11 protein-coding genes and 1 pseudogene are annotated in these 13,804 nt (G+C 71.4%); 5 read left to right on the forward strand and 7 right to left on the reverse strand.

Annotated elements, in window-relative coordinates:
- Positions 1–9: 9 nt before the first annotated feature.
- The 4 genes from ACZ49B_RS14850 to ACZ49B_RS14865 all read right to left on the reverse strand — a co-directional run bounded on the left by ACZ49B_RS14850 (position 10) and on the right by ACZ49B_RS14865 (position 5,512).
- Positions 10–1,098: an ornithine cyclodeaminase family protein gene (locus ACZ49B_RS14850; protein WP_468305278.1), complete on the reverse strand. Its 1,089-nt coding sequence runs from the start codon at positions 1,096–1,098 to the stop codon at positions 10–12.
- Positions 1,099–1,114: 16 nt separating this feature from the next.
- Complete coding sequence (locus ACZ49B_RS14855) at positions 1,115–2,908, reverse strand: ABC transporter ATP-binding protein (RefSeq protein ID WP_468305281.1); 1,794 nt, start codon at positions 2,906–2,908, stop codon at positions 1,115–1,117.
- A gap of 49 nt (positions 2,909–2,957) precedes the next feature.
- Positions 2,958–4,649, reverse strand: coding sequence for an ABC transporter transmembrane domain-containing protein (locus ACZ49B_RS14860; protein ID WP_468305284.1), 1,692 nt, complete (start codon positions 4,647–4,649; stop codon positions 2,958–2,960).
- Between the two features lie 104 nt (positions 4,650–4,753).
- Positions 4,754–5,512 (reverse strand): thioesterase II family protein, encoded by a 759-nt coding sequence (locus ACZ49B_RS14865; RefSeq protein ID WP_468305286.1) that lies wholly within the window; start codon positions 5,510–5,512, stop codon positions 4,754–4,756.
- A 665-nt stretch (positions 5,513–6,177) separates the two neighbouring features.
- On the opposite strand from ACZ49B_RS14865, the gene ACZ49B_RS14870 reads away from it, so the two are divergent.
- From ACZ49B_RS14870 to ACZ49B_RS14880, 3 genes are read left to right on the forward strand one after another with little or no spacing between them, the layout of a single operon-like run.
- Positions 6,178–6,972, forward strand: a complete 795-nt coding sequence (locus ACZ49B_RS14870) for an SDR family NAD(P)-dependent oxidoreductase (RefSeq protein WP_468305575.1) — start codon at positions 6,178–6,180, stop codon at positions 6,970–6,972.
- A gap of 4 nt (positions 6,973–6,976) precedes the next feature.
- Positions 6,977–7,549 carry a GNAT family N-acetyltransferase gene (locus ACZ49B_RS14875; protein ID WP_468305289.1) on the forward strand — a complete coding sequence of 191 codons (573 nt, stop codon included), beginning with the start codon at positions 6,977–6,979 and terminating at the stop codon, positions 7,547–7,549.
- On the forward strand, positions 7,533–9,224 hold the full coding sequence (locus ACZ49B_RS14880) for a carbamoyltransferase N-terminal domain-containing protein (protein ID WP_468305291.1): 1,692 nt from the start codon (positions 7,533–7,535) through the stop codon (positions 9,222–9,224). The genes ACZ49B_RS14875 and ACZ49B_RS14880 overlap by 17 nt, the downstream gene beginning before the upstream one ends.
- Positions 9,225–9,285: 61 nt before the next feature.
- Here ACZ49B_RS14880 and ACZ49B_RS14885 read toward each other — a convergent pair whose 3' ends face one another.
- The gene (locus ACZ49B_RS14885) at positions 9,286–10,035 is read right to left on the reverse strand and encodes an SAM-dependent methyltransferase (RefSeq protein ID WP_468305294.1); all 750 of its coding nucleotides are present in this window, start codon (positions 10,033–10,035) and stop codon (positions 9,286–9,288) included.
- Between the two features lie 67 nt (positions 10,036–10,102).
- The gene (locus ACZ49B_RS14890) at positions 10,103–10,684 is read right to left on the reverse strand and encodes a DUF2231 domain-containing protein (protein WP_468305296.1); all 582 of its coding nucleotides are present in this window, start codon (positions 10,682–10,684) and stop codon (positions 10,103–10,105) included.
- Between the two features lie 323 nt (positions 10,685–11,007).
- On the opposite strand from ACZ49B_RS14890, the gene ACZ49B_RS14895 reads away from it, so the two are divergent.
- Positions 11,008–11,253: a DUF6480 family protein gene (locus ACZ49B_RS14895; protein ID WP_468305299.1), complete on the forward strand. Its 246-nt coding sequence runs from the start codon at positions 11,008–11,010 to the stop codon at positions 11,251–11,253.
- A gap of 29 nt (positions 11,254–11,282) precedes the next feature.
- Positions 11,283–11,861: a SixA phosphatase family protein gene (locus tag ACZ49B_RS14900; RefSeq protein ID WP_468305301.1), complete on the forward strand. Its 579-nt coding sequence runs from the start codon at positions 11,283–11,285 to the stop codon at positions 11,859–11,861.
- Positions 11,862–11,916: 55 nt separating this feature from the next.
- Here ACZ49B_RS14900 and ACZ49B_RS14905 read toward each other — a convergent pair.
- Positions 11,917–13,637, reverse strand: a pseudogene (locus tag ACZ49B_RS14905) (PP2C family protein-serine/threonine phosphatase).
- Between the last annotated feature and the right edge of the window lie 167 nt (positions 13,638–13,804).

The raw sequence follows: 13,804 nt of genomic DNA on the forward strand, positions 1-13,804 counted from the left end.
ACGCCGCGCTCATCGCCGCGCCCCCGGCTGCCCCTCCCAGGACCGGGTGACCGACCCCGGCAGGAACGAGTAGGGGTCCTGCGGGTCGTCGGCGGTCGCCTCGATGGCGATGTGGTGACCGACGCCGAGGTCGCGTGCGAGCTCCTCGAACACCTCGACCATGACGAGGTCCTGGAGCGCCAGGCCCGTCGAGTCGTACACGGTGGTGACGGGGGACAGCTTCCGGTGGGCCTCCGGGTCCAGGAGGATCTCGGCGAGCGAGGGCCCGATCTCCTCGGGGGCGAGCTGCTGGCAGTCGCCCTCGGCCCGCGCCTGCGCCACGTGATCGGGGCAGACGACCGCCTTGCGCAGCAGCTCCAGCGGCAGCTCGGTCTTCCCCGGCATGTCGGAGCCGATGGCGTTGACGTGCACCCAGGGCTTGAGGTTGGTTCCCCGGATGACCGGGCCCGCGTACGGCGCGACCGAGGTGGCGGTGCACAGCACGTCGGCCCGCTCCTCCACCTCCGACAGCGGCGCGATCCGTACGGCCCCGGCAGGCAGCCGGGACCTGGCCGCGAAGGAGTTCTCCGCCCGTACGTCCTCGTCGCACACCAGGATCTCGGAGAAGGAGAAGACGCGCGACAGGGCGTGCAGTTGTGTCACGGCCTGCGCGCCGCAGCCCACGAGACCGAGGACCGCGGAGTCCGGACGCGCCAGCACCCGGCTGGCCAGCGCGGAGGCCGCGCCCGTACGGATGGCGGTGGCGAAGGTCCCGTCGATGACCGTCCGCAGGTGGCCGCTGTCCGCGTCGAAGGCGCACAAGGTGGACAAAATGGTGGGCAGCTGGTTCTTGGCCGGATTGTGCGGGTTGTAGCCGACCATCTTCATGGACACCGTGGCACCGTGCCGGAGGGCGGGCATCCACTCCAGCAGGCCCAGATGGGGTGTCTCGATGAGGAACCCGTCCCTCTGCTTCATCTCCACCGGTGCGTCGTGGCCGGTGGCGAGAACGGTTTCCAAACGGGCGATCGTCAGATCGTAGAGTTGCCCCAGCCCCACCTTCGAGACGATGGTGGCGATGGCTTCGGCGTCGAGTATGCGCGTGCGGTCAGCTTGCAACGGTCTCTCCTGGCGCTCAGTGTTCGGACTGGTCCGAAGAAGGTGAAGGAACAGGGGATTTCGAAGAGGCCGAGGGGCCGCGCCCGTGCCAGGACTCCCACAGTCCGGCGTACGCGCCTCCCGCCGAGACGAGCTCGTCATGAGCCCCCTGCTCGGTGATGCGGCCGGCCTCCATCACGACGACGCGGTCCGCGTCATGGGCGGTGTGCAGCCGGTGGGCGATGGCGATGACGGTGCGCCCGCGCAGCACGCCGGCGAGCGAACGCTCGAGGTCGCGGGCGGCCCGCGGGTCGAGCAGCGAGGTGGCCTCGTCGAGCACCAGGGTGTGCGGATCGGCCAGGACGAGCCGGGCCAGGGCCAGTTGCTGCGCCTGGCCGGGCGATACGGGGTTCTCGTCGGTGCCCAGCTCGGTGTCGAGGCCGTTCGGAAGGGCCTGGACCCACTCCTCGGCGGCCACGGCCGCCAGGGCCGCCGTCACCTGCTCGTCCGTGGCGTCCGGCGCGGCCAGTGCGACGTTCTCGCGCACGGTCCCGAGGAACACGTGGTGTTCCTGCGTGACCAGTGCGACGTGGCGGCGCAGTTCCTCCAACGGCAGTTCGTGGACCGGCACTCCGCCCAGCGTGACCGATCCGGTACGCGGCTCGTGGATCCCCGCGAGGATGCGGCCGAGGGTCGACTTGCCGGCGCCCGAAGGGCCGACGATGGCGATGCGCTCACCGGATCCGACGCTGAGACTGACGTCCTCGATCACGTCGTGACCGGCTCGGTAGGCATAGGCGACGCCTTCCGCGGCCAGCCGGTCGCCTTCGGGCCGCCGGTCGGAGTCGCTCTCCGGGCCGGCCCCGGCCTCGATGCCGATCAGGCGGGCCAGCGAGGCGTCGCCGACCTGCAACTCCTCGAGCCAGCCGAGGAGTTCGTCCAGCGGGTCGATCACGGCCCGGGTGTAGAGGGTCGCGGCGGTCACCTCGCCGAGGCTCACCCAGCCCTCGATGTAGAAGAGGCCGCCGAACAGCAGCGTGGCGGCGACCGGCAGCACGTAGCCGAAGTCCATCAGCGGGAACCAGACGCTGCGCAGGAAGAGCGTGCGCCGCTCCGCGCCGTTCGCCCGCTCGACGTCCTCGTCCGTGCGGCGCAAGCGCGGGCCGGACCGGTGCAGCGACTCCACGGTGCGGGCGCCGGCCACCGTCTCGGAGAGGCCCTGGGCCAGGTCGGAGTAGCCGGCCGCCTCGGCCAGGTAGGCCTCCCGGGCGCGTGCCAGGTACCAGCGGGTCGACCAGACGATGAGCGGGACGGCGATGAGGCACGGCACGACCATGATCGGGCTGGTCACGACCAGTGCCACCAGCGTCAGGACCACCGAGAGGCTCGCCACCAGGATCGACGGCGCACCCATGCGCACGGCGTTGGACAGCGCATCCACGTCGCGGGTGCTGCGGGTCAGCAGATCGCCGGCCCCGGCCTTCTCCACCGTGTGCAGGGGCAGGGTCAGGACCCGCCGTACGAACCCCTCGCGGATGTCGGCCAGGACCAGCTCACCGAGCCGGGCCCCCTGGAGCCGGGCGGTGCGGGTGAACACGCCCTGGAGCAGCAGGAGTCCGGCGATCGACAGCACGGTGAAGTCCACCTGGTCGGTGGTGATGCCCTTCTCCACCTGCCCGACCAGACGGCCCAGCAGGGCGGGCACGACCAGACCGCAGACCGTGGCGAGGACGAACCAGAGCACGGTGCGGGTCAGCAGGCCGGTATGGCTGCGCACGAGGCTCCGTACGTGACGGCGGACCGTCTTCGCGTCGGCTACCGGAAGACTCACTGGGCACTCCTCTGAGGGCGGCTGTCGGAAGGACTGGGGACGGTGACGATCACGTCTCCTCCCGCATGACAACGGCGGCGTACTGGGACGCACCGGTGGCGAGTTCACGGTGTGTGCCGGTCACGACGACCTTGCCGTCCTCCACGAACGCGACCTCGTCGGCCTGGTCGAGCAACAGCGGGCTGTTGCTCACGACCACGGTCGTGAGCTCCGCCCTGGACTTGTGGAGCCGTTCGGCGATCACCGATTCGGTGTGCGCGTCCACGGCACTGGTCGGATCCACCAGGACGAGGACCGGGGGCTGCGCCGCCAGCGCGCGCGCCAGCCGAAGCCGCTGCTGCTGGCCGCCCGAGAAGGTGGAACCCCCTGCGGTGACGACGGTGGCCAGACCGTCGGGCAGGGCCTCGACGATGTCCTCCGCGTTGGCGTCGTGCAGGGCCTGAGCCCGCACCTGGTCCGAGCGCCCGCCCAGATCCTCGGCCAGGACACCGGAGAAGAGGGTGTCCTCGTTGCGGACCACCAGGATGACGTCACGCACCTGCTCCAGCGGCAGCGAGTCCAGCGGTACGCCGCCGACGGTCACCTGACCCGGGGCGTAGCGCCCGAGCCGCTCGGCGATCTCGGCGCCCTCCTCCGGAGTGGAGGCGGCGATCGCGGTCATCAGCCCCGGCCGCACCCGCAGCCCCGATTCCGCGTCGTACAGGTCGGGCGCCTCGGCGAGGTCGGCCCGTGCGATGTCGGAGGTGGCGTCGGGCTCGAGAGCCAGTACGCGTACGACGCGCTGCGCCGCCACGTCGGCGCCGACGAACGACTGCACCGCCGAAGTCGCCGTGCGCATCGGCAACATGAGGAACGCGGCGTACCCGTAGGCTGCGACGAGTTCACCGGCGGAGAGACTGCCGCCGACGGCGAGGCGGGCACCGATCCAGACGACCGCCACCACGAAGATCCCGGGGAGCAGCACCTCGGCGGCGGGCAGCACCGATTCGACCTTCGCCACGTGGACGCCGGCCTCCCGCAGACGCTGCGAGTCCTTGCGGTAGCGCTCGCCGAACGCGGCCTCGCCGCCGATGCCGCGCAGCACGCGCAGACCGGACACGATGTCGCCGGCCCGGTCCGTCAAGTCGCCCTGCAGGTCGCGGTAGCTGCCTATCCGCTTGTGCAGCGGCCTGAGCAGCGGGCCCGTGCCCGCGAGCAGGACGGGGACGCCGATGAGGACGAGCAGGCCGAGGGTGACCGAGGTGGAGAGCAGCACCAGGGCGACGAGCACGACGGTGACCGCGCTGCCGATGCCACGGGCCACGGCCCCCGGCAGGGCGCCGATGCGGGAGATGTCCGCCGTGCCGATGGCCACGACCTCGCCGGTGGAGATCCGCTTGGACAGGGTCGCGCCCAGCCGTGCCGCCTGCGCGGCCACGAGGCGGAACGTCAGGTAGTTGGCCTTGAGGCGGCCGATGGTGTCACAGCGGTGGCGCAGGACGCTGCCGGCGGTGGTCACCAGCGCGAGCCCGATGATGACGCCGGTCCACAGCAGCAGCCGGTCGGTGTCCTTCTCCGTCATGGCGTCGATGGCCCGGCCGATGGCGAAGGGGGTCAGGCCCATGCTGGCCATCCACAGGCAGCCCCACAACACCCCGAGGAACAGTGTGCTCGACTGCCGGCCGATCAGCCATCGAAGATAGCTCCGGGGGGACCGGATATCCGGATCCCCCAGCTCGGGCAGCGGATTGTTGCTTGGCAATGCGAATCCTTCGGGGTTGTCCCGTCCCGGATGGCCGGGGCGGTCGGGGGGACAGGAGGTACTGAGCGGTTCTGCCGTCGGTGGATGCCCGGGAGCGTCGCCGGTCAGCTGTGCGGTGACAGCAGACCGAGGACGAACGCCCTCAGTTCGGCGGTCACGCGGAGGGGATCGGCGAGTGGGTAGAAGTGGTCTCCGGGGAAGGTCCGTACCGTGCCGGTGGCGGAGGACCAGGCGGGCCACCTGCGGATGTGGTCGTCCGTCACGCCTGCATCGTCCTGCCCCCGCCACGCGCCGAGCGGGCAGGGCAGGAGAGCGTCCACGTCGGGTGGCATGTACGAGTCGCAGATGGCGTTGTCGCCGCGCAGGGGCCGTGCCACCGCCGCGGCCAGGCGGCTGTTGGCGCCCACGGCCGCGGGCACGACGCCTTCCGCGACCAGTTCGTCGACGAGCTGCCGGTCGGTCAGCCGGGGCGTGTCGGAGGGCTCGCCCTGGTCGTCCGGGGCCCGGGAGGCCGAGGCGACGAATCCGCCGGGCCACCGGCCGTGCTCCCGGCCCAGGACGCGGGCGAGCTCGTACCCGACCAGGGCGCCCATGCTGTGGCCGTACACGAAGTAGGGCCGGTCGAGCCGGGCGGCGACGGCCGGTGCCAGCTCGTCGAGCACCTCCGCCATTCCGGTCGCGGGCTCCTCGCGCCACCGGTTCTCGCGGCCCGGCAGCTGTACGGCCAGCAGGGCGATGTCGGGGCCGAGCAGTTCCTGCCAGGTGCGGAACTGGAAGGCGCCGGAACCCGCGTGGGGCAGGCACACGAGGAGCGCCTTCGCGGTGCGCGGCGGCTCCCACTCCAGGAGGGGCCCCGGCTTCACGGCCGCCCCCGCCTGTCGTCGGCCGGCGCGCGGAGCACCGCGGGCAGCACCGGTTCGGCAGTGGCCGGGCTAAGACGTACCTGTGAATGGGGCACTTCTGAATGGAGGCACACTGTTTCCCCTGTCAGTCGAAGGTGGCGTTCAGCGGTCGCGAACGGTCCGTACTCGGCGACCGGAATTGACTTCAACGGTGGAGACGGTACGAGAAGTCGGGGCGCGGTCGTCATGTAGTGCTCCTCGAGTGAGACTCGACTCGAAAATGCACAGCCCCGCCTCTTCGCCAACATTCCTATCACGGAGTGGACTTGGGATGTCAACCGACAAGTAACGCACCCTCCTCCACCCGACGATTTATATCGTGAGCCCGGTCGAGTTTGCCTTGAGCTCCGCTTCTGACCGGCTGGAAGTGAATTGGAAGAACATGCGTCGCCGTATCGGCCCGTGATTCACTGGCGAGGAATTTACGGGTAAGAGGTCAGTCGACCTGGAGCCTTGTCGGCGAGGGTGTTTCGACGTAACGAGGCGTACCTCTGGCCGGTCGGCGTGCAAGGAGACCCCGATGCCGCTGAAGCAGGTGTCCAGAACCCCGCCCCTGACGGGGGTGTGGGATGAACGCGTGAAGGCGTCGTGGCGATACAGCGCAACGGGGCCGAGGGGGTGTGTGCATGGCGCAGGAAAAGCGTGGCGTAGCCGTGGTCTCGGGTGCATCATCCGGATTCGGCAGGAGAATTGCACAGGTGTTGAGCCTGCGGGGCTACTCCGTGGTGGCTCTGGCCCGTAGAGCGGACCGTCTGAAGCTCCTGGCGGAAGAGGACTCCACGGGCGCGATTCTTCCGGTGGTCGCCGATGTCCGTGACCGGGAAGGGCTGGCCCGGGCCCTCGACGAGCTGCCTCCGGAATTCCGTGACATCTCGGTCCTCGTCAACAACGCAGGCCTCTCAAGAGGGTTCGAGCCCTTTCAGTCGGGCAGTGGCGATTCCTGGCGCGAAATGATCGACACGAATATCACCGGTCTGCTGAACCTCAGCGGCCTGGTGCTCCCCCGGCTCGTCTCCCGCGGGTCCGGACACGTGGTCAACATTGGCTCGATCGCGGCGAGTTACCCGTACATGGGCGGGAACGTCTACGCCGCCACCAAGGCGTTCGTCCACCAGCTGTCGCTGAACATGCGCGTCGACCTCCAGGGAACGGGCGTCAGGGTGAGCTGTGTGGCGCCGGGCATGGCGAAGACCGAGTTCGCCAAAGTCCGCTACGACGGCGACGAAGGGCGGGCCGACGCGCTCTACCAGGGAATCGAGCCGCTCACCCCCGACGACGTGGCCGAGGCGGTGGACTGGTGCCTGTCCCAGCCCGCCCGCGTCAACGTCAACCTGATCGAACTGATGTCGGTCGAGCAGCACTTCGGGCTCGGCGTCGCCGGCAGCCCGACCGCCCGGCCGGGTGGTGCGGAGGGTGCGTGAGTCCGTGCAGACCGCCTCCCGGCGCGTGACCGCGCCGGACGTGCTCGTTGCAAGGCCCGCGCGCCCCGAAGACGCGGAGCAGATCGCGCTGCTCTCCGCCCCGTTCGTCGAGCAGGGCCTGCTGGTCGCCCGCCCGCTGGCCGAACTGGCCGAAATGTCCCAGGGCTTCGTGGTCGCCTGCGAAGGAGACCGACTGGTCGGCTGCGCCGGGGTGGCCCCCTCCGGGAGCAGCCTGCTCGTCTACAACCTGTGCATTGCGGTCGACTGGCAGGGCAGGGGAATCGGCCGGCATCTGGTCGGTATCGCCGAGACCATCGGCAGAGACCTGGGTTACAGCTCTCTGCTCGCCCTGACCCGGTACAGCGGGGAGTGGTTCGGGAAGCTGGGGTTCTCGGAAGTCCCGGCGAGCGAGACCCGTGACGAATGGCGCACCCTCTTCCGTCCGGGCCGAAGATCCAGCCTCTACCAGTTGAGACTCACCTCCGAGCAGTCGGAGACCGAAGCACGCCCATGTGCCGACTCAAGCGGACCAAGGAGTGACACAGTTGATAATCTGCGGGTTGAAACTCACGCATGACGGTGCCGTCGCCCTGCTCGACGACGACCGTCTCGTGTTCAGCGTCGAGATGGAGAAGCTGGCGAACGGGCTGCGCTACAGCACCGTTGCCGACTTCAGCCTGATCCCCGGCGTCCTCGCCGACTTCGGCTACAAGCCGGAAGACGTCGACGAGTGGGTCGTCGACGGCTGGGACGGAGACGTCTCCGGAACAGTGGCCCTCCTCGACCAGGGGGCGCCCACGGAAATCGTGGTCGGTCCCTACCGGGAGTCGGCGGCATGCCCGGCGCTCGATTCGCCCAGCGTCTCGGGCACGTTCCCGATGGACGGCCAGACCTACCCGTACACCAGTTTCCCGCACGCGGCGGGACACGTGGCGAGCGCTTACGTGTCCAGTCCCTTCGCCCAGCGGGGCGAAGGCTCCTTCGTCCTGGTCTGGGACGGCGGACTCTTCCCCCGCCTCTACTGGGCGGACCCGCGCGGCGGCGTGGAGAACCTGGGCGAACTCTTCCCCCTCCTCGGCCATGCGTACGCCATCGCGGGACACCACTTCGGGCCCTTCCGCAAGACCGTCCAGTCACCCACGGTCGACGACCTCTCCGTCGCCGGCAAACTCATGGCGTACATCGCGCTGGGCCAGGTCGACGAGAACGTCGTCACGGTCCTGCGGGAGGAATTCCACCGCGTCTTCGAGAGCGACGAGCCGGCCGCCGTGGAGTACCGCGCGAAGGTCGGCGGGTACGGCAGTCTCTTCGAGCCGTCCGTGCCCCCCGTGCACGAGTTCTTCTCCGCGGTCCGCGCCCGGGTGTCGGAGAACGGGACCAGCGACGAGGACGTCCTGGCGAGCGTCCACGCCTTCTTCGAGGACCTCCTCGTCGAACGGATCACCGCCAAGGTCCGCGCCGCCAAGGGCGAAGGTCCTTGGAACCTGTGCTTCGCCGGCGGCTGCGCCCTCAACATCAAGTGGAACAGTGCGCTGCGCGAGGCGCCGGACTTCCGCGACGTGTGGGTCCCGCCGTTCCCCAACGACTCGGGTTCCGCCATCGGTGCGGCCGTTCTGGGCCGGGCGCAGCGCGACGGCCTGGCACCGCTCGCGTGGAACCCCCGGCTGGGTCCGGCGCTGACGCCGTCACCCGAGCTGCCCGCAGGCTGGTCGGCGTCGGCATGCGCTCCGGAGGAGCTCGCCGCGATCCTCCACGAGTCCGGAGAGCCCGTGGTGGTCCTGCACGGACGGGCCGAACTGGGCCCGCGCGCACTCGGCGGCCGCAGCATCCTGGCGGCCCCGGTCAGCGCGTCGATGAAGGACGAGCTGAACCGGGTGAAGGACCGAGAGCCCTACCGGCCCGTCGCCCCCATCTGTCTCGAGGCCGACGCACCGGGGATCTTCGCTCCCGGCACGCCGGACCCGCACATGCTCTTCGACCACGAGGTACGGGCGGAGTGGGTGGACCGCATCCCCGCCGTCATCCACCTCGACGGCACCGCGCGGCTCCAGACGGTCGGCCCGGACGACGACGACCTGCTCTTCGCCGTACTGTCCGCCTATCAGCGGCTCAGCGGCGTCCCGGTGCTGTGCAACACCAGCGCCAACCTCAACGGGCACGGCTTCTTCCCCGACGTGGCTTCGGCCGCCGAGTGGGGCATGGTCGCCCGGATCTGGAGCGACGGGACGCTGTACCAGCGGACCGACGGCTGAGCCGGCGCGCGACACCGGAGCCACGCCCCGACCTGGCCGGGCCTGATCCGAAAGACACCCCCTAGGCCCGGGGCGCGCGACGCAGGAGCAGGGTGACGAAGCCGAGCGTGCCCCGGTAGCCGTGGAGCCAGGCCCTGCGGTGTCCGGCCGCGGCCTCGAGGGCCTGGCCGTGGTCGGGGTGCTCCGGATGGTCGAGGGCCCAGCGGGAGAGCGATCCGGTCCAGGACCACTCGTAGTCGTCCCACTCCTGGAGGGTGCTGACGTGCCCGTGGAGCGGCACCCAGCCGTCGGCGGTGATCCGGTCGACCGTCGTCGCCAGATCGTCGTAGTCGCCGACGGCGAAACCGGCGTCGAGGGTCTTGCGGCCTGGTTCGCGTTCCCAGAAGCACTCGCCGAGGAGGACGCTTCCTCCTGGGGCGAGGTGGCCGTCGACGGCCTTCAGGGTGGGGAAGAGGCCGCCGAAGGCGTGTGTGGCGCCGATGCTGAGGACCAGGCCGTACCGGTGCGGCGAGGTGAACTCCGCGGCGTCCTGGGCGTGGAAGGCGATCCGGCCGCCGAGCCCCGCTTCGTCGACGGCGCGACCGGCGGCGGCGATGGCCTCTGCGTCGTTGTCGACGCCGTCGGCACGGAGGTCCGGGCGAGCGGCTTGTGCGCGCATCAGCCAGGTGCCCGATCCGCACCCGAGGTCGAGCAGCCGGGCGTCACTGCTCGGCAGGGCTCGGTCGAGGAGCCTGCGTACGGACCCGTCGCTCAGCGGGGCGGCGATGGGGTGGTCGGTGTGGGCGATGGAGCTGATCTGTCGGCGATCCATGACGGCATCCTGCCTCCCCGCACGCCCCGCGAATCCCCCCGACGGCGTCGGCGGAGCGGCGGCGTGCCTAGGTCCCGGGGTGCGGCCCGACGGCCTGTCGGTAGGCCACGTGGCCACCCAGCGCACCGCTCACGGCGACGGCCGCCAGCCCGCCCCACGACCACAGCGTGCCCCGTGTACGGCTGCCGCCGAGCCGGGCCGCCAGCGAGGCGCCGTAGCAGCCCACCGCAGCCACGTTGCTGAGGGCGTGGACCAGTCCGACCCGGGCCTGGGCCGGGGGCAGGTCCGCCCAGTCCGCCCAGCCCGCGATCGCCGCCGGGGCGACTCCGGCCAGCCCGACGGCGGTGAGGACCGTGGCCGCGCGCTGCGACCCCGGTACGGCGTCCAGTACGGCGGCCGACATCCAGCATCCGATCGGCAGCTGCACCAGCACGGGGTGCACCGGGTGCCCCAGAGGCCGGCCGCGCAGCAGGTCACGCAAGCCGCCCAGCGGGACCGAGCGGATTCCGCGCTGGAGGACCCTGATCGCCGGATCGGCGGCCGTCGTGCGTTCGAGCCGGTCGAGGGCCGTCAGCCACCATGTCGATGCGGTGTCGAGTGCCGTCGCCGGTCCCGTCATCGCCGAATCGTCGTGTTCGTGTGAGTTCATGCTCGACGCCTACCCGGTGTCGCGCCCACCTCCACGGGTGCGGCACGAATCAGAGCTCGATGGGTCACGGGGGACGGGCAGAAGGCGGACGGAGTCCGCCTGCTCGAGCCGTCCGTTGCGTGGGCCGGCCCCTCGACGGCGACGCACCGTTCCTGTCCCGCTGACCGAGCCCCGAACCGGGGCGGAGGAGTCGGCGACGTGCCCGCGAGGAGTGAGCGCACGGGCCGCGGGTAGCCGCCGAGTACACCGTCCTTGTGCCTGCGCGCCGGGCCGGCCCCGGTGCCTTTGCCAGGCAAAAGGGCGGCTTCGAGGAGGTGCACGCCATGTCCGCATCGAACCCGGCTTCCGAGCCCGACCCGCGCCGGCGGATCCCGCCCGGCGCTCGCGAGGGGAGTGGCGGTGTCCCGCCGGGCGAAACCCCGGCCGGGGAGTCGAGCACCGGCTCCGGGGCAGGTCCGTACAGGCCCCTGTCACGCGGCTGGGGCAAGGGGCCCCTCGTGGTGATCTGCCTGGTCGCCCTGCTCTGCGCCTTGTTCTTCCTCGCCTACGCCGTCGTCCTGAACCTCTGAGCCTCGGCAGTTTGGGGAGAAGATCCACCATGTCACCGGAAACCGAGGCCCACGGGACGCCCTCCGCAGCCGCGGACGGGACGGCCTGCCGACTGCTGCTGATACGTCATGCGAAGGCGGTGCCCAAAGGGCGCACGGACGACTTCGAGCGGGAGCTGAGCGCTCGCGGGCGCGCCGACGCGGCCGAGACGGGCCGGTGGCTGGAGCAGTCCTCGTTCACGGCCGAGCTGGTGCTGTGCTCGCCGTCCCGGAGGACGCGCCAGACGTGGCAGCTCGTCGAGCCGGCGCTGAGCAGCCGGCCGCCGACCGTGTACGACGAGCGGCTCTACAAGACGGCTCCGGACGAGTTGCTGGCCACGCTGGCCGACCGCGGCCCGGGCCTCGGTGTCCTCGCCGTCGTCGGCCACAATCCCGGTCTCCGCGAACTGGCCTCGGCCCTGTGCGGCAGCGGTCCGTCGGAGCTGCTGGAACGCCTGAGGTCGGGGTTTCCCACCTCGGGCGTCGTCGTGGTGGACTTCGCCGGCGGATGGGAGGGGCTGGCCCCGGGCGGGGGCACCCTGACGGCCTTCTGGCCCGCGGACGGCTCCCTGCGTGACGTCACGGCCTAGAAGGGGCTGTCGGTGGTCATGCCCCGACCATCCGGACGGCCCGGACACGTCGTGATCATGCGTCCTCGAGCCGGACCGCCAGCAGGCAGGTGTCGTCCTCGTGGTCCTCGGGCGCATGAGCGGCCATGATGCGGTCGAGGGCCTCCCGCGCGCCGAGCCCGGCACAGGTCAGCAGCACCGAGCGGAGGGCCTCGATGCCCTGGGTGATGTCCTCACCACGGCGCTCGACCATGCCGTCCGTGTAGAGCAGCAGGAGGTCGCCGGGCGCCAGGAGGAAGCTGCTGGTTCCGTAGGCGTGGCCGGGCAGCAACCCGAACAGGGGCCCCCGGTGCCCAATGTCGAGCGCCGAGGCCAGCCCCTCGCGCAGGAGCAGGGGGCGGGGTGGCCGGCGCACGCCCACCGAAGGTGGCGGTTCCCGTCGATGTGGCCGATGATCCCGGTTGCCGTCTCGGCGACGGGGTCGGCACACAGGAGTTCGTTGAGCCACGTGGTCAGCTGCCCGGCGTCGGCGCCGGGCGTGTGCGCGAGGCCGGCCAGGGCGTGCCGTTGCTGCGCCATCCGGGCGACGGCGCTCAGGCCGTGGCCGCAGGCGTCACCGATGGCGAGCAGGATCCGCCCGTCGGGGAGCAGGCGGCACTTGTACCAGTCGCCGCCGACGGCTTCCGACTCCGCGGGCAGGTACGCGGCCGCCACGGAGAGCCCGAGCTGGGCGAGTTCCGCCGAGTGCGTGGGCAGCAGGGCCTCCCGCAGGGCGGTGGCCACCCGCCGTTCGGCCGCCGCCTCTTCTCGCAGCTGTTCGGTCTGGCGCCGGGTCGCCGCGAGCCGCTGGCGGCTGCGTACCTGGGCGGTCAGGTCGCGCGCGATCAGGTGCAGCGCCCAGGGCAGACCGTCCCGGGCGATGACGGGGTGTCCCACCAGATGGAGGGTGCGGACCTCCCCGAGCACGCTGAAGCGGATCTCGGTCCCCGGCGGTTCCTCCCCGTCGAGCAGCGCGGTCAGCATCTTGGCGAACCGGGGCACGTCGTCCAGGAGCACGTCGTCACACAGCTCCACCAGCGACAGCGCGCGTCCGGTGTCGGTACGGAAGATCGCGTGCAGGCCCTCGGACCAGGTCGTTGTGCCGGACAGCAGGTCCCAGGTGCCCCAGCCCATGGAGGCGATGTACTGGGCGTCGAGCGAGAGCAGCTCCGTGCGGTTGCGGGCCGGGCGCCACGTGGCCAGCACCTTGTCCCCGCAGGACGCCGCGTCGTACAGCAGCTGGGTGCGGTGCAGGCCGTCGCTGCGCTGTTCGGTGTAGTCGACGGCGTACGCCCGCAGCGCCCGGCCGCTGTCCAGCACGTCGGCCAGGGCGCCGATCAGCCCTCCGGCGGCCGCCCCGGGCTGGACCTCCAGCAGCCGCCGGCCGATCTGCCGGTCCGGGGCGTCGAGCCACTGGGCGGAGCGCACGTGGTTGCCGGCCCTGACCATGAAGTCCACCGTCACCCCGTCCGTGTCCCGCACGGGCACCAGCAGCGCCGCCGACACCGGGATCGCGGGCAGTGTCGCGCAGACGCACGCCCACGGATCGTGCTCCCCGGCCTCCTCGCCGCACGCGTGCCCCGGCCCCTCGCTCCCACCGCACGGGCAGGGCTCCTGCCCGCCGGGCTCCGGGCCGGCCTGCGGCCCCTCGTCCAGACGGACGCCCGCGTCCTGCCGGGCGGCGGTGCGCAGGGCCGTCATCTCGCGCGTGATGACCTGCTTGAGCGTGTCGGGATCCTGCGGGATCAGGGGCGTCATCAGTCCTCACCTGCTCGGGTGGCAAGCGTGGCCGCCCGCGAGGACAGCCGGGGATCGCGCGTCGGGCGGCACGGGACGCGGACCGGGACGAGGCCGGGTTGCGCTCCGATCTCGGCCCGGACCAGCTCCTGCCGGAACCGCAGGTACAAGATCTCACGGCCCCGGTC

Source organism: Streptomyces sp. NPDC031132, assembly GCF_055570595.1.

Excerpts from the sequence above, each read along its gene's own strand:
- ACZ49B_RS14870 (WP_468305575.1), top strand. The coding sequence starts at position 6,178 with ATGGCGCAGGAAAAGCGTGGCGTAGCCGTGGTCTCGGGTGCATCATCC.
- ACZ49B_RS14885 (WP_468305294.1), bottom strand. The coding sequence starts at position 10,035 with ATGGATCGCCGACAGATCAGCTCCATCGCCCACACCGACCACCCCATC.
- ACZ49B_RS14890 (WP_468305296.1), bottom strand. The coding sequence starts at position 10,684 with ATGAACTCACACGAACACGACGATTCGGCGATGACGGGACCGGCGACG.
- ACZ49B_RS14895 (WP_468305299.1), top strand. The coding sequence starts at position 11,008 with ATGTCCGCATCGAACCCGGCTTCCGAGCCCGACCCGCGCCGGCGGATC.
- ACZ49B_RS14900 (WP_468305301.1), top strand. The coding sequence starts at position 11,283 with ATGTCACCGGAAACCGAGGCCCACGGGACGCCCTCCGCAGCCGCGGAC.